The organism is Marinomonas rhizomae, assembly GCF_003315485.1.
Taxonomy (GTDB): domain Bacteria; phylum Pseudomonadota; class Gammaproteobacteria; order Pseudomonadales; family Marinomonadaceae; genus Marinomonas; species Marinomonas rhizomae.
This window is the reverse complement of sequence record NZ_QNSE01000003.1, coordinates 1-20,556: the sequence shown is the minus strand read 5'-3', so window position 1 is coordinate 20,556 and position 20,556 is coordinate 1. Positions and strand designations below refer to the sequence as shown.

The 20,556-nt window shown below is 41.6% G+C and carries 17 protein-coding genes, 3 rRNA genes and 1 pseudogene; 12 read left to right on the top strand and 9 right to left on the bottom strand.

What is annotated here, in order from left to right:
* Nucleotides 1–16: 16 nt before the first annotated feature.
* The 3 genes and pseudogenes from DFP80_RS21035 to aceE form a co-directional block, all read right to left on the bottom strand.
* A pseudogene (locus DFP80_RS21035) lies at nucleotides 17–139 on the bottom strand (IS3 family transposase); the annotation flags it as partial.
* Nucleotides 140–558: 419 nt separating this feature from the next.
* Nucleotides 559–2,487 carry a dihydrolipoyllysine-residue acetyltransferase gene (aceF, locus tag DFP80_RS03670; protein ID WP_113915467.1) on the bottom strand — a complete coding sequence of 643 codons (1,929 nt, stop codon included), beginning with the start codon at nucleotides 2,485–2,487 and terminating at the stop codon, nucleotides 559–561.
* A 96-nt stretch (nucleotides 2,488–2,583) separates the two neighbouring features.
* Complete coding sequence (aceE, locus tag DFP80_RS03665; protein WP_113915466.1) at nucleotides 2,584–5,250, bottom strand: pyruvate dehydrogenase (acetyl-transferring), homodimeric type; 2,667 nt, start codon at nucleotides 5,248–5,250, stop codon at nucleotides 2,584–2,586.
* A 954-nt stretch (nucleotides 5,251–6,204) separates the two neighbouring features.
* Here aceE and nadC point away from each other — a divergent pair.
* The 12 genes from nadC to DFP80_RS03605 all read left to right on the top strand — a co-directional run bounded on the left by nadC (nucleotide 6,205) and on the right by DFP80_RS03605 (nucleotide 17,005).
* Nucleotides 6,205–7,059 (top strand): carboxylating nicotinate-nucleotide diphosphorylase, encoded by an 855-nt coding sequence (gene nadC / locus DFP80_RS03660; protein WP_113915465.1) that lies wholly within the window; start codon nucleotides 6,205–6,207, stop codon nucleotides 7,057–7,059.
* Complete coding sequence (locus DFP80_RS03655) at nucleotides 7,056–8,246, top strand: acetate/propionate family kinase (protein WP_113915464.1); 1,191 nt, start codon at nucleotides 7,056–7,058, stop codon at nucleotides 8,244–8,246. Before nadC ends, DFP80_RS03655 begins: the two co-directional genes overlap by 4 nt.
* A 46-nt stretch (nucleotides 8,247–8,292) precedes the next feature.
* Entirely contained in the window at nucleotides 8,293–10,392 is a 2,100-nt protein-coding gene (pta, locus tag DFP80_RS03650; RefSeq protein WP_175020597.1) for a phosphate acetyltransferase, read from the top strand.
* A 177-nt stretch (nucleotides 10,393–10,569) separates the two neighbouring features.
* A complete protein-coding gene (locus tag DFP80_RS03645) occupies nucleotides 10,570–10,947 on the top strand; it encodes a hypothetical protein (RefSeq protein ID WP_113915463.1) in 378 nt (125 codons plus the stop codon).
* Nucleotides 10,948–11,019: 72 nt separating this feature from the next.
* The gene (locus DFP80_RS03640; RefSeq protein ID WP_113915462.1) at nucleotides 11,020–11,472 is read left to right on the top strand and encodes a pilin; all 453 of its coding nucleotides are present in this window, start codon (nucleotides 11,020–11,022) and stop codon (nucleotides 11,470–11,472) included.
* Nucleotides 11,469–12,419, top strand: coding sequence for a GspE/PulE family protein (locus tag DFP80_RS03635; RefSeq protein WP_113915461.1), 951 nt, complete (start codon nucleotides 11,469–11,471; stop codon nucleotides 12,417–12,419). Before DFP80_RS03640 ends, DFP80_RS03635 begins: the two co-directional genes overlap by 4 nt.
* Nucleotides 12,406–13,470: a type II secretion system F family protein gene (locus tag DFP80_RS03630; protein WP_113915460.1), complete on the top strand. Its 1,065-nt coding sequence runs from the start codon at nucleotides 12,406–12,408 to the stop codon at nucleotides 13,468–13,470. Before DFP80_RS03635 ends, DFP80_RS03630 begins: the two co-directional genes overlap by 14 nt.
* Nucleotides 13,471–14,262 (top strand): prepilin peptidase, encoded by a 792-nt coding sequence (locus DFP80_RS03625; protein WP_113915459.1) that lies wholly within the window; start codon nucleotides 13,471–13,473, stop codon nucleotides 14,260–14,262.
* Nucleotides 14,259–14,864 carry a dephospho-CoA kinase gene (gene coaE, locus DFP80_RS03620; RefSeq protein WP_113915458.1) on the top strand — a complete coding sequence of 202 codons (606 nt, stop codon included), beginning with the start codon at nucleotides 14,259–14,261 and terminating at the stop codon, nucleotides 14,862–14,864. Before DFP80_RS03625 ends, coaE begins: the two co-directional genes overlap by 4 nt.
* Nucleotides 14,858–15,082, top strand: coding sequence for a DNA gyrase inhibitor YacG (locus DFP80_RS03615; RefSeq protein ID WP_113915457.1), 225 nt, complete (start codon nucleotides 14,858–14,860; stop codon nucleotides 15,080–15,082). The genes coaE and DFP80_RS03615 overlap by 7 nt, the downstream gene beginning before the upstream one ends.
* 26 nt (nucleotides 15,083–15,108) lie before the next feature.
* A complete protein-coding gene (locus DFP80_RS03610; RefSeq protein WP_113915456.1) occupies nucleotides 15,109–16,320 on the top strand; it encodes a tetratricopeptide repeat-containing response regulator in 1,212 nt (403 codons plus the stop codon).
* A gap of 1 nt (nucleotide 16,321) precedes the next feature.
* Entirely contained in the window at nucleotides 16,322–17,005 is a 684-nt protein-coding gene (locus DFP80_RS03605) for a sensor histidine kinase (protein ID WP_113915455.1), read from the top strand.
* 12 nt (nucleotides 17,006–17,017) lie between these two features.
* Here DFP80_RS03605 and DFP80_RS03600 read toward each other — a convergent pair whose 3' ends face one another.
* The 6 genes from DFP80_RS03600 to DFP80_RS03575 form a co-directional block, all read right to left on the bottom strand.
* Entirely contained in the window at nucleotides 17,018–17,641 is a 624-nt protein-coding gene (locus tag DFP80_RS03600; protein WP_113915454.1) for a GntR family transcriptional regulator, read from the bottom strand.
* An 11-nt stretch (nucleotides 17,642–17,652) separates the two neighbouring features.
* The gene (locus DFP80_RS03595; protein ID WP_113915453.1) at nucleotides 17,653–18,825 is read right to left on the bottom strand and encodes a benzoate/H(+) symporter BenE family transporter; all 1,173 of its coding nucleotides are present in this window, start codon (nucleotides 18,823–18,825) and stop codon (nucleotides 17,653–17,655) included.
* A 74-nt stretch (nucleotides 18,826–18,899) separates the two neighbouring features.
* Nucleotides 18,900–19,613 (bottom strand): ZIP family metal transporter, encoded by a 714-nt coding sequence (locus DFP80_RS03590; RefSeq protein ID WP_113915452.1) that lies wholly within the window; start codon nucleotides 19,611–19,613, stop codon nucleotides 18,900–18,902.
* Nucleotides 19,614–19,973: 360 nt separating this feature from the next.
* Nucleotides 19,974–20,088: ribosomal RNA gene (gene rrf / locus DFP80_RS03585) — 5S ribosomal RNA — on the bottom strand.
* Between the two features lie 84 nt (nucleotides 20,089–20,172).
* A 5S ribosomal RNA gene (gene rrf, locus DFP80_RS03580) occupies nucleotides 20,173–20,287 on the bottom strand.
* Between the two features lie 192 nt (nucleotides 20,288–20,479).
* Nucleotides 20,480–20,556, bottom strand: a 23S ribosomal RNA gene (locus DFP80_RS03575); the annotation flags it as partial.

Below are 20,556 nucleotides of genomic sequence, written 5' to 3'. Positions count from 1 at the left end.
AGCCCTTTAAGTGACCTCATAAGCGGGACTCATTTCTAAGGGCTAACAGAGCCTGATTTCGATATTTTATCGGACTCAAACCCTTTAATTTTTGCTTAACTCGCTCATTGTTGTAATCATCGATGTACTCTTTGATTGCTTCAATCAGTTCGTTAGCACTTATAAACTTTTCGTTGTAATACCTTTCTAACTGAAGTTCTCTACTACAGCATTGTCTAAGCAGCTCCATGCTCTAGACATGCCACATGCCTTGAGGTAGCCCTTTATCTTAGTCTATGCTTGATTCACTTAAGTATCGATATTTATTAAGATGTAGGTAACCCAACTATATCAATATCGCCCTTTGTGAATATAGAAGAAATCGTAAACTTTCTTCTGCAAAACCTGCACGCTGAATAGATGCACGATAGTTGTTGAAGCCAACTCCGCCAAATGAAGTTTACATACTCGATGATGTTTGGATATAAAAAGACCCCCAACAATTGGAACGTCCAACTATTGGGGGTCACTTCAGATAAGCGACTCTTTATTTACTAGCAACTAAGCACTAGCTGTTTATTAAAGAGACAAGCGACGCACGTCACTTAACAAAGCGTTCAAGAAGGTCATAAAGCGACCTGCATCACCACCATTGACCGCTCTGTGATCATAAGACAAGCACAACGGCAGCATTGTACGAGGCTCAAACTCTTTACCATTCCAGCGCGGTTCAACGTCTGCTTTGGAGACACCAAGAATACCCACTTCAGGACAGTTAACGATAGGAGTAAATCCTGTTCCGCCAATTGCACCCAAACTAGAAATAGTGAAACAACCACCCTGCATGTCAGCCGGCTTAAGTTGTTTGTCTAGTGCTTTCTTGATTAGCTCCCCTGCTTCTTTTGCAATTTGGACTACAGATTTCTTATCTGCATCACGCAAAACAGGTACAACCAAACCAGCAGGTGAATCCACAGCAATACCAATATGCACATAATGCTTCTGAACGTAGCTTTCGCCATCGGCCATGAGCGACACATTGAAACTTGGATTCGCAACCATAGCTTGCGCAACGGCTTTGATCAGGAATGGAAGCGGCGTTAATTTAACACCTTGCTTCTCCATTTCACCTTTTAAGCCCTTACGGAATGCTTCAAGATCAGAAATATCAGCTTTATCAAACTGAGTAACTTGAGGCACAACAAGCGCGTTGCGAACCATGTTCTGAGCTGTTAGACGTTGGATTTTACTCATCTTAACAACGTCGACGTCGCCGAACTTGCTAAAGTCTTGATCAGGCACTGTTGGCAAACCTGAACCGGCTACAACACCACCAGCTGGAGCAGAAGTCGCTTTTTGCACTGCCGCTTTCACATAAGCATGCAAATCTTCTTTCGTAATACGACCACGAGGGCCAGTAGGACGAACAAGAGACAAATCAACACCTAACTCGCGAGCGAGCATACGGACAGCTGGGCCTGCATGAACTTGCTTAGAAGGTTCAGACAGTACAGCAGATTGATCTACTGCAGGCGCTGATTTTTCGGCATTTGCCTTAGGTGGTTCAGCTGGAGCTGAAGCCGCTTTTTCAACTGCCGGCGCAGGCGTCGCCGCCTCAGAAACACCTTCTACTTCAAGATCAAGAACAAGGTCGCCTTCAGAAACCTTATCACCAACCTTAATAGAAACAGACTTCACTGTTCCAGATTTCGGCGCAGGAATCTCCATTGAGGCCTTATCGGTCTCAAGAACGATAATAGAATCGCCTTCTTGAACTTTATCTCCAGTCGCAACTGCAACTTCGATAACTTCAACGCCTTCAGCACCACCAATATCAGGCACTTTAACCGACTCGACGCCACCAGAAGCTGCTGCAACAGGAGCAGGAGCAGATGATTTTGGCTCTTCTGCTTTTGCTTCTTTAGCAGCAGGCGCCGCTGAAGATGATTCCGTTGTCAGCACAAGAATATCAGCCCCTTCGGATACAGTGTCACCAACTTTAATCGAAATTTTGGCGATCTTACCTGTAAATGGTGAAGGTATGTCCATAGAAGCCTTATCAGTCTCAAGAACGATAATAGAATCGCCTTCTTCAACCATATCGCCTTCAGCAACACAAACCTCAATAACTTCAACGTCAGTTGCACCGCCAATGTCAGGCACAGAAACCTTTTCTTCACTAGAAGACGATGTCGTAGGAGCCGTCTGCTCAGCAGTTTTAGTTGGTGCGGATTCTTTTACTTGTGCTTCAGGTGCAGATGATCCAGCACCTTCAATCTCAATAACAAGAAGCTCATCACCCTCAGAAACTTTATCGCCTTCTTTCACAGAAATGCTTTTTACTTTACCAGCCATAGAAGATGGAACATCCATGGAAGCTTTATCTGTTTCTAAAACAATAATAGATTGGTCCACTTCAATTGTGTCGCCAACCGCAATACTGATCTCGATAATTTCGACATCAGTCGCACCACCAATATCCGGTACTCGAATGATTTCAGTACTCACAGAAATCTCCTTTGTCTTATAGACGCATCAAACTTAAATACTTATCTGGCTTAGGTATTAATTTACACTAAGCCAGATACCTAGCTTGTTAGGTAATTAGCAAGTTACCGGGTTTGGCTTCTCTGGATCTAGACCAAACTTAGCAATCGCCCCACTAACTACAGATGCATCAATCACACCGTCTTTTGCCAGTGCACTCAAGGCAGAAACCACTACCCAATAGCGGTTAACTTCAAAGAAGTGACGCAATTGAGCACGAGTATCACTGCGGCCAAAACCATCTGTACCAAGCACGTTGTAAGTACCTTTTACGAATGGACGAATTTGATCGGCGAACAATTTAATATGATCGGTAGATGCAATAACAGGACCGTTGCCACCAAGACAAGACTCAACATAAGATACGCGAGCCTCAGACTCTGGGTGAAGCATATTCCAACGACTTGCATCTAGACCTTCGCGGCGCAATTCGTTAAAAGATGTGACACTCCAAATATCAGAGTTAACACCGTAATCATTAAATAGAATCTCAGCAGCGGCTTCCACTTCACGCAGAATAACGCCAGAACCAAGCAATTGAACTTGTTTCTTATTGGCTTTCTTAGCATGAGACTTAAGCTTGTACATACCCTTGATAATGCCGTCTTCAACACCTTCAGGCATATCTTCGTGCGTGTAGTTTTCATTCATTACGGTTAGGTAATAGAAAACACTTTCTTTCTCTTTGTACATACGACGTAAGCCATCTTGCATGATAACCGCAACTTCGTATGAATAAGTAGGATCGTAAGACACACAGTTAGGAATAAGGCCTGCTTGAATATGGGAATGACCATCTTCATGCTGCAAACCTTCGCCGTTCAGAGTGGTACGGCCTGCTGTAGCACCAATTAAGAATCCGCGCGCTTGCGAATCACCTGCCGCCCAAGCTAAGTCACCAATACGCTGGAAACCAAACATTGAGTAGTAGATGTAAACAGGGATCATAGGTAGAGCGCTGTTCGCATAAGATGTAGCCAATGCTAACCATGCAGAGAATGCACCCGGTTCATTGATACCTTCTTGCAGAATTTGACCATCAGCAGATTCTTTGTAATACATAATCTGAGTATGGTCATGAGGCGTATAACGCTGACCTTCAGATGAGTAAATACCTAACTGACGGAACATACCTTCCATACCAAAGGTACGAGCTTCATCGGCAACAATCGGCACAACGCGCTTACCAATTTCTTTATCTTTAACCATAACATTTAGTGCACGCACAAACGCCATAGTTGTAGAGATTTCACGACCATTTGTACCCGCGATTTGAGACTTGAATGCTTCCAAAGAAGGCACCTCAAGCGCTTCACAATCATGGTTACGAATAGGGAAAGCGCCATGCAATTCTTTGCGACGCGAGCGCATATATTGCATTTCTGGGCTATCTTCAGCCGGTTTGTAATACGGTAAGTCTTTTAGCTCTTCATCGCTAATAGGAATGCCGAATTTATCTCGGAACTGAGCAAGAGACTCTTCATCCAACTTCTTCGTTTGGTGCGCCGTGTTTTGCGCTTCAGCCGCTTTAAACATGCCGTAACCTTTAACGGTTTGCGCCAAGATAACAGTCGGTTGACCTTTATGAGAAGTCGCTTCGGAATACGCCGCGTAAACTTTGTAAGGATCATGTCCGCCACGATTAAGATTCATAATCTCATCGTCAGTCATGTCTTTAACCATTTCTAGCAATTCAGGGTATTTGCCGAAGAAGTGTTCACGAGTATAAGCACCACCATTTGCTTTGTAGTTCTGAAGCTCACCATCGCAAACTTCGTTCATACGTTTAACTAGCAAACCGTTGTGGTCTTTCGCGAAAAGAGGATCCCAGTGACGACCCCAAAGACACTTGATGACATTCCAGCCAGCGCCACGGAATACACCTTCAAGTTCCTGAACAATTTTACTGTTACCACGCACAGGGCCATCAAGACGCTGTAGGTTACAGTTGATCACGAAAATAAGGTTGTCTAGGTTTTCACGTCCAGCAAGCGCAATTGCACCTAAAGATTCTGGCTCGTCACACTCACCATCACCGAGGAACGCCCAAACTTTACGGTCGCCTTGGTCAATAAGACCACGACTATGTTGGTACTTCATTACATGCGCTTGGTAAATCGCTTGTAATGGCCCAAGCCCCATAGAAACAGTTGGGAATTGCCAGTAATCCGGCATCAACCAAGGATGTGGATAAGAAGAGATACCTTTGCCATCAACTTCTCGACGGAAGTTATCAAGCTGCTCGTCTGTCAAACGCCCTTCAATGTATGAACGAGCGTAAATACCTGGAGATATATGGCCTTGGAAAAAAACCATATCCGCTTGTTGTTTGCCGTCATTACCACGGAAAAAGTGGTTAAAGCCGATATCATACAGCGTTGCTGCAGAGGAAAAGCTTGTGATATGGCCACCAAGTGTTGAGTCAACACGGTTGGCCTTCATTACCATTGCCAATGCATTCCAACGAATGATTGAACGAATACGACGCTCCATAAAGATGTCACCAGGAAGTGACGCTTCATCTTCTGGCGCAATCGTATTGCGATAAGACGTGGTAATAGAAGCTGGCAGTGATGTACCTGCTTTAGAGGCCTCACTAGTCAGACGATTTAAAATATATTGCGCGCGATCAGGACCTTCTTCGCGAAGGACAGACTCAAGCGCATCGACCCACTCTTTTGTTTCAATTGGATCGATGTCTTCGAGAATATGCTGCTCAGTCATCGTGTTAATAACTCCCGCTATTAGAACAGATACTAACCTACCAAGGACGTTATGTGTATGTAAGCCTTGGAGGCTACTTAAACGAACCGTCGGAACTTATATGAATAGCCATTAAGTTCCAGCCGACCTAGGATAAAACGACACACTGTTTATTAAACTTTTAAACGCGTCGTTTGTATCCGTTCCAATGGTAATTATTATTGTTTTAATTTTATTTCCATTGCATCGACCACTAAAAATATAGTCAGCTCGCTTCCAATTTGAGTTTGGTTCATCAAACCCAACATTAAATTTCCACATGCAAATAGCCTTACTAAATACATGTAAAAAATCAAAGTCATTTTCTTAAAATGTGTATCAATAGAGCACATTTAAGATTGGTGTACTTCAGATAGTTTGCTAAAACCTTACACTAAATAAGGCTTTTTTACGTGTCAGAAGCATCTAATTCGGGCGTAAGATTAACACCTAATCAAGAGATCGCCTAGCCACCCGTAAAAAGATTGAAGTGCTCAAAGTACTTTTGAAGCTTTTAATTTCTCAAAAACCCACCTAAAAACACGCAAAAAGCCCATAACGAAAGATTCAAAGCTTAGGTTATTACCACCAAAATTCACCAAAAATATGAGACTCATAAATCGCATGAATCTTGCACCAAGCGTTAATCCATCAAGAATACACAGCATTAAGGTCAAAGTACTATTCAAAAAGCGATAATCGATATCACATTATTCGCTTAGCTGAAGGTAGACTACCTCTATCTAAACGTACAAAAACAGCAACCAATCAGAAAAAAGTACATTTAAAAATGTTAGCTCGTACTCATCAAATCTAAATTGGGGCTTTTCTTTGTACAAAGGCCATGTAAATCAATGAATTTAAAAAAACAACACTGACGCAATATCAATATAACGCTACAATGTTCTTATTTATTTGGAAAAATTAGGATAGTACATGACCCTTTTGAACGCTCTATTAACCGAGCACATTCAATCTCAAGTCGCGTTTGCATTAAAAGAAGACATTGGATCAGGAGACATAACGGCACAACTAATTCCTGACGATCAAGAAATAACAGCGACGGTTATCAGCAGGGAATCGGCCGTCTTATGCGGTCAGGCTTGGGTAAACGAAGTATTTGCGCAATTAGACAATAGAGTTCATCTAACTTGGCATAATAATGAAGGTGACACGCTGGAAAGTAACAAGCCCTTTTTGACGATTAAGGGGCATGCAAGAACTATCCTAACAGGCGAACGCACTGCTCTAAATTTTTTACAAGCGCTGTCCTATACTGCTACTGTGACTCGCCAATACAGTGAAATCGTATCGGACACACCATTAACTATCTTGGATACGCGGAAAACACTACCAGGCATGCGCCAAGCACAAAAATATGCAGTAACTATTGGCGGCGGTAAAAACCACCGAATGGGCTTATACGATGCATTCTTGATAAAAGAGAACCACATCATGGCCGCGGGATCTATTGCCAATGCCGTCAGCATGGCACAAAAAATCGCCCCAGGTAAAACCATTGAAGTAGAAACAGAAAGCTTAGAAGAAGTTGCTATGGCAGTCTCTGCTGGCGCAGACATCATTATGCTAGATAATTTTTCGTATGAAGATATGAGTAAAGCCGTTACTGACTTTAAAGGTCAAGTAAAGTTTGAAGCATCGGGCAACATGGACAAAGATCGTCTAATAAAAGTGGCTGAAACAGGCGTTGATTTTGTCTCAATTGGAGCCTTAACAAAACACATCCAAGCAATAGACCTGTCTTTGCGTGTGTCTCAGGAATCACTATGAAAGATAGTATTTTAGTTATTAACTGCGGAAGCTCCTCTTTAAAGTTTGCCATTCTTGCAAATGCAGGACAAGAAACTTTGATGGAAGGTATTGCTGAACAACTTGGTTCAAATACCAGTACCATTTCATTTAAATACCAAGGCGAGAAACACCAAAAAAAGCTTGCTGTGGGCAGCCATGAGTTTGCGGTAAAAGAAATTAAAGCCTGGCTTGATCTTCACCCAAAGGTCAATGACCTTTTAGTAGGAATTGGACATCGCATTGTTCACGGCGGTGAAACATTTAATCAATCGGTGTTAATCAACCAAGAAGTCATTAATGGCATTCAAGAATGCGCCAATTTAGCACCGCTACATAGCCCTGCGCATTTAAAAGGCATAGATATTTCGTTGGCGTTATTTCCAGGACTGCCACAAGCAGCCGTATTTGATACTTCTTTCCACCAAAGCCTTTCAAAAGAACAGTTTTTGTACCCTATCCCAATGGACCTTTACCGCGACTACCACTTTCGTAAGTACGGTTTCCATGGCACAAGTTATCGTTATATTAGCCAGCGTTTGGCACAAGTTGCCAAAGGCAGTGATCAACAAGGTGTTCTTGTTGCTCACCTTGGCAATGGGGCCAGCACATGTGCCATTAATAAAGGTAAATCATCTGATACCAGTATGGGTATTACTCCCCTCGAAGGCCTGATGATGGGAACACGCTCCGGCAGCTTGGACCCAAGTTTATTGACCTTCATTATGAAAGCCAAGCACCTTTCTGCTGATGAAGCGCTTGATATACTCAATAAAAAAAGCGGCCTCCTTGGCGTGTCTGAGTTATCAAATGATTGTCGAACCCTTGAAGAAGCAATGGAATCTGGTGACTCTAAAGCCAAACTGGCTTTAGATATGTTCGCAGTTCGTACAGCTAAGCATTTAGCAAGTGTGGCAACCACTTTAGATAGTATTGATCACTTGGTTTTTACCGGTGGTATCGGCGAAAATTCAAGCTATTTGCGCCAAGGCATTTGCAATCATTTGAAAGCATTGAATATCGGTATAAACTCAAACTTAAATGAAAATGCACCTCGTGGCGAAATACTCAACATTAGTGCTAAAAGCAACAATACGAATGTATGGATTATACCAACTAACGAAGAGCTAATGATCGCACTAGACACCATAAGCTTAATTCAGCATTAATCAAAGCCATGCTAACTATAATGGACTAATTTAGGATTCATCAGATATGTCAATAAATGTACTCATGACCGTTCCTACAGGCCCAGGCGTCGGTCTAACATCCGTCTCTGTGGGTCTTGTCCGCGCACTTGAACAACAGGGATTAAAAGCCAGTTTCTTCAAGCCTATCGCCCAGCCCCAACCTGGAGACAAAGGACCGGACAAATCTACGGCTATGGTTGCTCAGGGCTCAACGCTCTCACCAGCAGAACCTATCCCTCTTCATGAAGCAGAACGTTATTTGTATAACGACAATATAGATGAACTCATGGAAGAAATTGTTGGCCGTTTTCAAGCCAGCGTAGAACCTGATTCTACAGTAATTGTGGAAGGTCTTGCTCAGATCGCGGGTCATCCATACGCCACGCGACTAAACAAAGCGATCGCAAGAACACTTGATGCTGGATTAGTACTAGTTACTGCACCCAACAAGATGCGAGTCAATGAACTAGAGCACCATGTTGAGATTGCCGCCGGATCTTATGGCGGAATTAAAGCCAATGATGTGATTGGTTGTATTTTAAACAAAACTACTCCCGGATCACTAGGTGTTAAATCCTATGGCGATTTGTTTGCCCAAAGAGGAATCTTCAAACGTAACTTTAGCCTGCTAGGTCAAATACCAAAAGCGGACGAACTCACCTACCCTCGCGTCAAAGATGTTGCAGACTTCCTTGGCGCTCGAATTATTAACGCTGGTGAAATCGAATCTCGTCGAGTGCAATCTTATACATTGTGCGCGCGTGGCGTCGAAAATATGCTGGAAGCATTGCGCCCGGGCGTGTTAGTTTTCACCCCAGGTGACCGTACTGATATTATTATGGCAACAGCCATAGCGGCACTTAACGATATTAAAATCGCGGCATTAGTTGTGACTGGCGGTTACCAGCCAAGTGACGCCCTTATGGCGCTTTGCGGTAAAGCTATGGCAAAAGGTTTGCCTGTCCTCTCAGTTGAATCCAACAGCTGGGAAACAGTCATTAATATGCAATCATTCAACCAAGAAATTCCGCTTGATGACAAAGAGCGCGTTCTTATGGTGAAAGAGCATATTGCACGCTGCATCGATCACGATTGGATCAACTCTTTCGCCCTAAACCAAGAAGAAAGAAAACTGTCACCTCCTGCATTCAGATTCCGCTTAATTGAACTGGCTCGTTCATTGAACAAGCGCATAATACTTCCCGAAGGTGAAGAAATTCGCACTATTCAAGCCGCGTCTATTTGTGCTGAGCGTGGCATCGCTAGATGTACTCTTTTAGGCAATGAGACTGAGATTCTTCGTATTGCTCAAAATAACGGCATTGAATTAAGTCATGGCGTAGAAATACTTGACCCTAGCAGCATCCGTGAACGCTATGTGTCTCCCATGGTCGAGCTAAGAAAAAGCCGCGGACTGACCGATATTGTTGCCCGTGAGCAGCTTCAGGATAATGTAGTCTTAGGTACCATGATGCTTCAGGTTGGTGATGTCGATGGTTTGGTTTCAGGTGCCGTTCACACCACTGCAAATACTATTCGTCCAGCTCTTCAATTAATCAAGACCTCGCCTAATTCAAACCTTGTCTCGTCCATTTTCTTTATGTGCTTGCCAGATCAAGTTTTAGTCTATGGTGACTGCGCTATAAACCCAGACCCAACGGCAGAACAACTCGCAGAAATTGCCATTCAAAGCGCGGATTCTGCAGCTGCTTTCGGCATTACTCCTAAAGTCGCCATGATTAGCTACAGTACTGGTGGCTCAGGTACAGGTAACGATGTCGACAAAGTTCGAGAAGCGACTGCCATTGCGCAAAACCTTCGCCCCGATCTGTTAATTGATGGGCCTCTACAATATGACGCAGCCATCATGGAAAAAGTAGCCAAGCAGAAAGCACCGAACAGTAAAGTAGCAGGCAAAGCAACTGTCTTTATTTTCCCTGATTTAAATACGGGGAACACTACTTATAAAGCAGTACAAAGAAGTGCTGACGTAGTAAGTATTGGGCCTATGCTGCAAGGCATTCGCAAACCTGTTAACGACTTATCTCGTGGTGCGTTGGTTGATGATATCGTTTACACAATAGCCATTACCGCTATACAAGCAGGAAAATTTACAGCAAGCTAAACTGCCAGCTTTTCAACCTTTTCCCTCTTGTCGCTTACAAAAAGGCGACAAGAGGTTAAGGTTAAGATTAAGGATGGCGTTTTTCTCCACTGAATTTAAGCAAGAAGTGGACATATCAGAAGATGCCGCCTAATATCTATTAACATTAGTTAACAAAAAAACAAGTTGGTGATCAACATGTCTGGTAGCCTTCCTCATTCTATAGCACTTTCAAATCACACCTTCACCAGTACAACACCCCCTGGCTACACTACATTTGATTTGCGTTCTGATGAAGATACCAACATGGCTGCACTTAATGCTCGAAACGCCAAAGCTTCTAGCGACCTAGTCGTCACAATTTCAGAGCAGGGCCAAGCATTAGCCCAAAGAAAGCAGAAAAAATTCGAAGAAATCGAAGCAAAAGAAAAAAAAGATCATTTACTGGAACTCTTAGATGAAGAATTCATAGAAGATGACTTAGAACCAACAACGAATACCTCAAACAAAGACAGTAGAGCAAACAGTTATCAAGAAAAAACACCAGCAGGAGACTTTCTCGATCAAATTGTTTAATCTAACGGGTATTCATTAATCAGAATACATCGGCAGGACGCCACCCATTTTACAACCTTCAAGGAGTGAAGAATGTTACCTACTCGTCTAACCATACGCGGTTTTACGCTTTTAGAATTAATGGTCGTTATTGCTATTATTTCCATTTTAGCGAGCCTTTCAGTCCCTACATTTACTCGCCAAATTGCTAAAGCAAAACTAATAGAAGCCCAGAATATCGCCACTCAACATCAGGCGCTTATTGAAGAATTTATCCTTCTACATGGCTCTTTCCCTAGTGAAACAGAGTTTAACTTAATAAAACAATCCCCAGCCGAAAACTCGATTGCAAAATCCATTTCTGTCGAGAACCAAAACAAAGGTGTTGGCAATGTTGTTATTACACTGAATGACGGCACTGGCATTAGTGAAAACCAATATCTGAAGTACTCTCGCGACATCAACAGGAACTGGACATGCCTTTCTGATTTAGAAAGTAATATCCTCCCACTTCAATGTGAAAGCCTTGTAGGAGAAGAGGAATGACTTTAGAAGAAATAATTTCCAACGCTGTGAACAAGCATGCAACCGACATTCACATTGAACTCTCTAACTTTGGTATAAAAGTATACCAACGCTGCTATGGAGCCCTTCATAAAGTAGCCGATCTAGCGCAAGAGACTAGCCTACTCAATCGCATAAAAATGCGTGCAAATCTAGACTTATCAGAAACAAGACGAACACAAGAAGGGCAGTTTCTCTTTGAGGAAAAAAACCGCAGCACTTTTATTCGTGTCAGTATCATATCCACAGTTAAGGGAGAAAAAGTTGCTTTACGGTTATTACCTGAAAAGAGCCGTTTACCATTAGATAAAATTGGCATATACCCTCGCCTACTAAAAACATTAAGATCAACATTGAACAAACCCAGCGGCTTGATTTTAGTTTGCGGTGCAACTGGCGCAGGAAAAAGCACCACACTTTATTCATGCCTTGATGTCTTAAACAATGGCAAAAAGACTATTTTTACTATTGAAGACCCTGTCGAATACGAAATCCCGGGGCTGTTTCAATGCGAACCCAACCCAGCCATTGGTTTAGATTCTGCCGCCCTGTTGAAGTCCTTTTTAAGGCAAGATCCAGATGTGATTATGGTGGGAGAGGTACGAGATGCTATTACAGCTAACCTTGCAGTTAATGCCGCACTAACGGGACACCTTGTCTTAGCAACACTACATACTAACTCTGCGCTTGATGCCGTGCATCGGTGTCATGGCTGGCAAGTAGACTTTTTTTCTTTCGTAAGCTCTTTAAAGCTCATTATTCATCAATCTATGTTTTATAAAGATTCATCGCAACAACCTATATTCAATGGATTACAACCATTATGGAGTGAATTGCTCCCTAAAGATTACGATACGCTTATTTCATCCTCAGCCTTATGGGAAGCTTTTACCTATCAAAATGGTGAGGTAAAAAATGCCTTGGTATAAAATCCTGCGTCAACATAACAAAACAGATTACCGGTATGAGTCATCTGAAAGTAAAGCATTGTTTCAATATATAAGCCGTGGCGACTGGCATATATCCGTTTCTGAGTGGAATCCAAAAAAACTAGACTATAAATCTCTGCAGACATTTTATATTGAAATACAAAGCGCCCTACAGTCAGGGCTTCAACTTAATCAAGCAATCTCTCATTTTGCTCTTTCATCCACCCATCCAAAAATTGCAAATACCTGTAAAGCAATATTAAGCGAGCTAGAAAATGGGGCTCTTTTTAACCAAACATTAAGCCGACTCGCAAAGCCCTCTGCTGCGCCCTACTGCCAGCTCCTTAACTCGCAAGGATCGAGAGAAGACTGTGAGAAAAGCTTAAGCATGTCCATTACACAACTTAATACTCTGCTAGATTGCTCTCAACGATTATTAAAAGCCATGCTCTACCCTTTTTCCATCATTCAGATTGCACTTATTATCCTGATAGCCAATCAAGCAATGAAAAAAGCCGAAAATGAAAGCTATTTGCTGGACTTGATCAATCCTATAAGCATCTACTGCGCCTGTAGCATCATTCAATTTATTATACTAAAGAGCCTACACCAAGGTCAGGCTTGTTATTGGCTGGAAAAATACAGTGGCACATTTCGATTAACGAAGCTTTTTTCTTTATTAAGCACAACAAGGAAAACCGGCATAACCCTGCAACATGCTTTAAAGAATATGCCCGAATATTTCCAACATCAGCCCATCAAAGAAGACATCTATCAAGTATATTACACCCTGCGACTAGGCAAAAATTATGTTAATAGCTTCCCAGCGGATTGGTTTCCTAATGAATCCGCTATTGCGCTTCATTCTGCAGGGCAGGATGGCGATATCGAAAGAGCGCTCCTGCTTGCGGAGAAAGAACATACAAAACGCTGGCAAAAGGTCATCACCCTACTTGAAAAATTAATCCCCGCTGCTTGTCTGTTGATCGCTGGAGGATTTGTCGCTTCAGCACTCATTGCATTATATGCACCACTTATCGAGATGACGTAGATGCAGACCATTTCAATCAATTGCTTTTTATATATCTTAGTTATCTTGAGTTTGGGCAGCTATGCAGCAGCGTTTACAGTAAGATGGCCAATTAAAAATATCTATTCATGGGAAAAAGAAGCACATGACTTACTGCAACTTCCTTTTAATAAACGATTACCAAACTACATAACTAGCACTCGCTCATACTGTCTCCACTGCCTTCATCAGCTATCATGGAAAGAGCTCATACCGCTATTCAGCTATATAAAACTAAACGGCAAATGTCACTATTGTCAGGTCAGAATCCCTTATCGTTATCCAGCCATAGAACTTCTTCACCTGATATGTTGCTTGCCTTTATTTTGGTTTTTTGACAACACTTATAATCTTGTACTGCATACCTTGTTAATAAGTGCTTTGATAACAGCTGCCGCAATTGACCTTGAACATCAATTAATACCTGATGAATGCAGTATAATAGCATTAGCTTGCGCGTTATTAATCAATCTACCTACCAGCATGCTAGAAAACTCTGTCTTAGGCATGATTACTGGCTACGGAATTATTGCTGTACTGCGCTGGTTTTATTTAACTTTTAGAGGGCAAGAAGGCATTGGGTTGGGTGACGCAAAGATGATTGCTGGGCTCGGGGCGTGGTTAGGGTTATCAGGGTTGGTTCCTCTGTTACTTTGTGCAAGTTTAAGTGGAATCCTATACACTGTACTCATTAATAGAAACGGGACTAAGTACATGGCATTTGGCCCATTTCTTATATCTTCAGCCATGTTGGTATTTTTTTTAAACCTATGACAACTCCGACAATAATTGGTCTTGCTGGTGGCATAGGCTCAGGCAAAAGCACAATAACAAAATATTTCAATGAAATAGGTATTCAGAGTGTTGATGCTGATGACGTAGCACGCCTAGTGGTTCAACCAGGCTCTGTTTGCCTAAGTCAAATCCGACAACGTTACGGTGATAGCATATTATTAGACGGTGGAAGCCTTAATCGCAAATCCCTACGTAATATTATTTTTAACAACACCGAAGAAAGATCTTGGCTTGAATCTGTAACACACCCTGCGATTCGAAAAGAGATATCGGTGCAATTAAGTCGTATTACTTCGTCATATGCCTTGCTTGTTCACCCTTTACTTTTTGAAACGAAGCAAGATGCAATTTGCGATCTTGTTATAGCAATTGATGTACCTAAAAGGATACAACTTCAACGTGTCATGAACAGAGACAGCATAAGCCAAGAAAATGCAGAAAAAATTATGGTGACACAACTCAGTAATAGCGAACGTATCAAGAGAGCGGATCTTGTCTTGGAAAACTCTGGTAATATTGCTGAAATGAATGCTAAAGTCTTCAAATTGCACAAAAAAATTTTAGAGTCCCAAACATGCTAAATAGTAATACTGCAACCTTGGTTGCATGCCCTAGTTGTCAAAAAAAATCGCCTTGGTCTAAAGAAAACCCAGATCGTCCTTTTTGTAGCCCTAGATGCAAATTGATTGACTTAGGCGCTTGGGCAAGTGAGTCTTATTCTATTCCACAGCAAACCTCTGAAGAAGATGAAATTTTTTCAGAAGATCTAGCAATAGATCCTAATAAATCTTTTTTATAATTACTAAACACGGAATGTAATTATTTATGGCACAACAAGACTTTTCGAAGAAAAAAGCTCTACTCATAGAAGATATGGCAGAAGCCAGAATCATGCAGCGAAAAATGCTAACTGACTTTGGCTTTACTTCCATAGACATTGCTATGAAAGCTGAAACCGCCATTGAACTTCTTAGAAATAAATCCTTTGATGTTATTCTGTCCGATTACAACCTTGGTAACGGCAAAGATGGCCAGCAGCTTTTAGAGGAAGTCAGGCACTCTAAACTCATTCCAAATACTGCCACTTATTTAATGGTGACAGCAGAGACGTCTATTGAAATGGTCATGGGGGCCATTGAATATCAGCCAGACGGCTATATAACAAAGCCATTCTCACAAGCAGTTTTACAAAGACGTCTTAGCAAATTATTAGAAACAAAAGAAAGGTTGTATGACGTAAACGTCGCACTTGATGAGAACAATTTTGCAGAGGCTATCACTGCGGCAAAACTCGTCATAAAAAAATACCCTTCCTTGCTAGGTAAATGCGAGAGAATCATTGGTGAAAGCCTCTTAGAAATAAAAGAATATAAAAAAGCGTTATCACTATTCAATAAAACACTCAAAAGCAGGAAAATGCCTTGGGCATTATTTGGTAAAGCTAAATCCTATTTCTTGATGGGGGAACTTGAAAAAGCAGAAAAAAGCTTCCGCCAGCTAATGCTTGATAACCGTTTTTTTGTGAGTGCCTATGACTGGCTGGCTAAAATCCAGGTTCTACAAGGAAAAATCGAAGAAGCCCAAGCCACTCTTATCGAAGCCATTGATCGATCACCTAAAAACATTTTACGTCAAATGGAATTGGGCAATATAAGCCTATCTATTAACGATTTCCTAATGGCTGAAATGTCATTCCGTAGAGCTGTATTTCTAGCCAAATATTCCTGTTACAACACTGCAGATGTTTATTTAAAGCACCTAGAGTCACTTGCTAGAATTTCTGATAATGGCCCTCTACTGCCAAGGCAGAAAGATAACTTCAATAGCACCCTCAAAAAAGTACATGAACTTTTCTTTGAGGAACCAAGTAACAAATCAAAAGCCTACAGCTACGAAATTGATATTTATTTAGCAGATAATGACAAATCCACCGCCAAGCAAATTTTTGAGGCTTGGCTTAGTGAAGTGAAATCCGCTAGTGCAACAGCACCAACTAAAGAACAAAGCGCACATTACAACAAATCTTTTGGAGGCTAAGGTGGAAAAAATAGACATTAGTACTATCTTGGCCAGCGCAATTCACGAAAGTAAAAACCAAGTAGGAACATTGCTTTACCAGTTACAAGGCCTTAAAGACTCAACAGGTAAAAATGATTTAAGCCTTAAAAGAATCGTCTTGATTGAAGAATCGCTGAAAAAACTTAATGACGAATGGGTTGAATATTTATACCTTTACCGTCTGGCATCTGATGGCTATGACTTACATGTCGATACTTTTTTGCTAGATGAATTTTTGGATGACCAAGTATTTGCATTACAGCCATCAGCCAATGCAAAAAGCTTAGAACTCGAATATAACTGCGATGAACATCTAACAGGTATTTTTGACGAAAGACTAATGACAGCCGTCGTAAGTACCGCTGTTTATAATGCCCTGAGATTTGCAAAATCAAAAATTCACATTAACGCAAAAATGGAAAATAATTTTCTCATAATATCAATCGAAGATGATGGGGAAGGCTTCAAACAAATTGATACAGAAGATCAGTTTGACGAGTTTCCAGAAGGTAATACTGGTTTAGGCTTATATTTTGCTGAGCTGTCCGCCACAGCGCATGTTATTAGTGATATTAGAGGGTTTATTAAAAAGGAATCTTCTAATGTTCTCGGTGGTGCTAGCTTAACCGTTTATTTACCCCAACCAATTGATTTAATATCTTAAAGTATAAACGCCTCATACATCCAACTCCTTTAAATACTCTGTTAGCAAAATCCCTGCATTTTCTATATGCTGCCTCAAGAAAGTGAGTGCGGCCTTTTCGTCGTTCAATTCAATGAGCGAAAGCAACTTCTCATGCTGACTCTGACTTGTATTTCGGTAGCCTAATGGGCCATATTGAAAACCAAGATAACGTACGACCTGTTTATTAAGAGTTTCTACCATTCGCTGCAATGCCGGCCGTTCAGCCGCTCTATATAGAGCCTGATGAAATAACCAATTAAGCTCCCCCTTGTAGATCAAAGTTAAATTCTCTTGGTTCAATTTTTCCAAGAAGTACCTAGCCTCAACAAGATCATCTTTATCAATACGATCAAACGCCATACCAAATAACAAACATTCCAACTCCGCTCGCATTAAATAAAGATCTTCCGCCTCCTTCCAGTTCAAATCAGGAATCATGACCCCAGCTTTACCATGTAAAACAAGCCAACCTTCTGACTTCAAGGCCTGCAATGCATCCCGAATGGGAATTCTACTCACGCCATATCGAGTTGATAGACTAGCCTGTCGTAAAGGCACACCTCTTGGCAACCGGTTCCTTAAGATATCTTCTTTAATGCTATGACTAATATCCATAAAGATCCTTCTTATTTGAACTTAATATTGGCTATTATCAGGCAAATAACACCAAACAAAATCCCCCAAAAGGCTGATGCAATACCACCAAATGACACACCAGAAACCGTCACTAAAAAAGTGACCAATGCTGCCTCTCGATTAGAGTCATCCGCCATCGCACTCTTCAAATTCATCCCAATGGTTCCTAATAAAGCAATACCTGCTAATGCCGCAATCATGGTTGCGGGAAAAATCGAAAATAAAGCGACTACAGACGTACCAGCTAAACCAGCAAACCAATAAAATACCCCTGCAGACAATCCCGCAATATAGCGTCGTTTAGGATCTTTGTGACATTCATCACCAGAACAGATAGCAGCCGTGATAGCGGCTAAATTGAAAGCAAAGCCACCTAAAGGCGCCAGCATAATAGAAGTCAATCCTGTCCAACTAATCAGTGGAGAAACAGGAGCTTGATAGCCACTGCTGCGCATCACAGCCACACCAGGAATATTTTGAGAAGTCATTGTCACAATATATAAAGGAATACCAATACCGATCAAGGCACCAATATTCCATTCAGGCCAAATCCAAACAAATGCGCCAAGTGAAAAAGGGACATCAGACATTAACTGGCCATCGGACCTCGCCAGTACAAATGCAACTCCAGCCACTAATACAAACAACACAGCATATCGAGGTAAAAATCTTTTGCTCACCAAATACGTTATCAGCATTATTCCAACAAGGAAAATGTCGCTCATCATAGAATCGAAAATAGACAGGCCAAATTTAAAAAGAACCCCAGCCAACATCGCACTGGCCAGAGGTAAAGGAACCAAGCGCATAACTTTATCAAATAGGCCAGAAACACCGGTTAGCAGAGTTAGTATGCCAGCAAAAACGAACACACCTATCGCCTCGGCATAACTAATCGTTCCCAAGCTCGTCGCTAACAATGCGGCACCAGGTGTTGACCAAGCCGTGATAATAGGAGATCGGTACCACAAAGAAAGAAAGAAGCAAGTTGCCCCCATACCAAGCCCCAACGCCATAATCCAAGACACTATGATATTAGCATCAGCACCAGCCGCTTGAGCTGCCTGAAATACAATTGCAACAGAGCTCGCAAAACCTATAAGCACTGCCACAAATCCTGCGACCAGTGCACTTAAACTAAAATCTTTTAATATTCTGAGCACAACCCTACTACCTGTATGGCTTAAAAAGAGTACCCACTATATTTCATAACAACTATTTTTGTATACATTTTTTACTAATGCACTAACATATAACCTACCAAACCAAGCACAAACCCCATAACCGCCCCCATTGGTGGCATCCAATGCTTCTCTAAGACAACTCGCGGAGCAATATCTTGAAACACGGCATATAAAATACCGCCCGATGCGAACAACATCACTCCAGATATGATAACTGGCCATTCAGCTAACCAAAGGTGCGCAATAACACCCGCTATCGGACCGCACAAAGCAAGCAACACAAACAACAAAATAATTGTCCGTGAACGATAAGGTGATGACGCTTTTAATTCACGAAAAGCATTAAAACCTTCAGGAAGGTTTTGCATAGCAATCAGCCCTGCAAGCAACACGCCGTTAATAGTACCTAAAGCAAACGCAGCACCCAACGCCAGAGACTCAGGAATGAAATCTGCTAGCATAGCGACTAATTGGCTCATAGAGGTTTGCTGTTTAGATAACCAAATATCAAGCCACATAAACACTACGCCACCGGATAAAAACAGCACAGCCGCAGACCAAGGAGAAAAGTGAGGAATACCTTCTGGTACAAGAACTAAGGCAATCGCAGACAACAAAGCACCGCCACCAAACGCCGTAATCGCATGCATTAGTTCTGTTTCTAGCCACTGAGGTTTTATACGCTCGAAATTGGCAATCAAAGCTCCTAATGGCATTGCTAAGCCAGCACATAAAGTTAGAAATATAACGCTATACAAAGGTGCCATTAAACTAATACTCCAAAAGATAAAACTTTATTATCCTTTCAAATGTACCATCAGTTACAACAAATAAACTGCCATTGAAAAATGCCTTATACAGACTTTGTGTGGCATAGTTAAAACTATTGAAGTAGTTGATTAAAACGAGGTGGCACCCTAATTAGCACACACCCTCCGTTAAAGCCTATGCTTTATTCTAAGTTCTATATTTGAGAGCTTATTCAAATATACAATCCAATGGGCTGTTATATATCATATTACGAATATAGACCAGTAGACACACTTTATGGGACAGTATGATTTTTACTTTTAACCAGACGCAAAAAAGCCCTGATAGGTTAACCTATCAGGGCTTTTTTAATAAGATCTTGATAACGACCTACTCTCACATGGGATCTCCCACACTACCATCGGCGATGGCGCTTTTCACTTCTGAGTTCGGGATGGAATCAGGTGGTTCAACGCCTCTATGATTATCAAGAAAACTGGGAGATTTATTAGAAAGCGTCTAATAAAACCAATTTCTCAACTACCTGATAAATATAACAGGAGTTTAAATTTTAAAGCTTGACGACGACCTACTCTCACATGGGATCTCCCACACTACCATCGGCGATGGCGCTTTTCACTTCTGAGTTCGGGATGGGATCAGGTGGTTCAACGCCTCTATGATCGTCAAGCAATTCGGTTTGCGTATCGTTCTGGTTTGAGCCTTTATTTAGCTCTTCAACCAAAACACGCGAATACGTTGCTTGGATCTTTAACAATTCATTTTGAAATAACGTGGATCAAGGTTAAACCAGTTTTGGTTTGTATCGTATATGTGTCTTTTGGATGAGTTTTTTCTCTCATCTAAACCACTTTGGTGTTATATGGTCAAGCCTCACGAGCAATTAGTATTGGTTAGCTCAATGCCTCACAGCACTTACACACCCAACCTATCAACGTC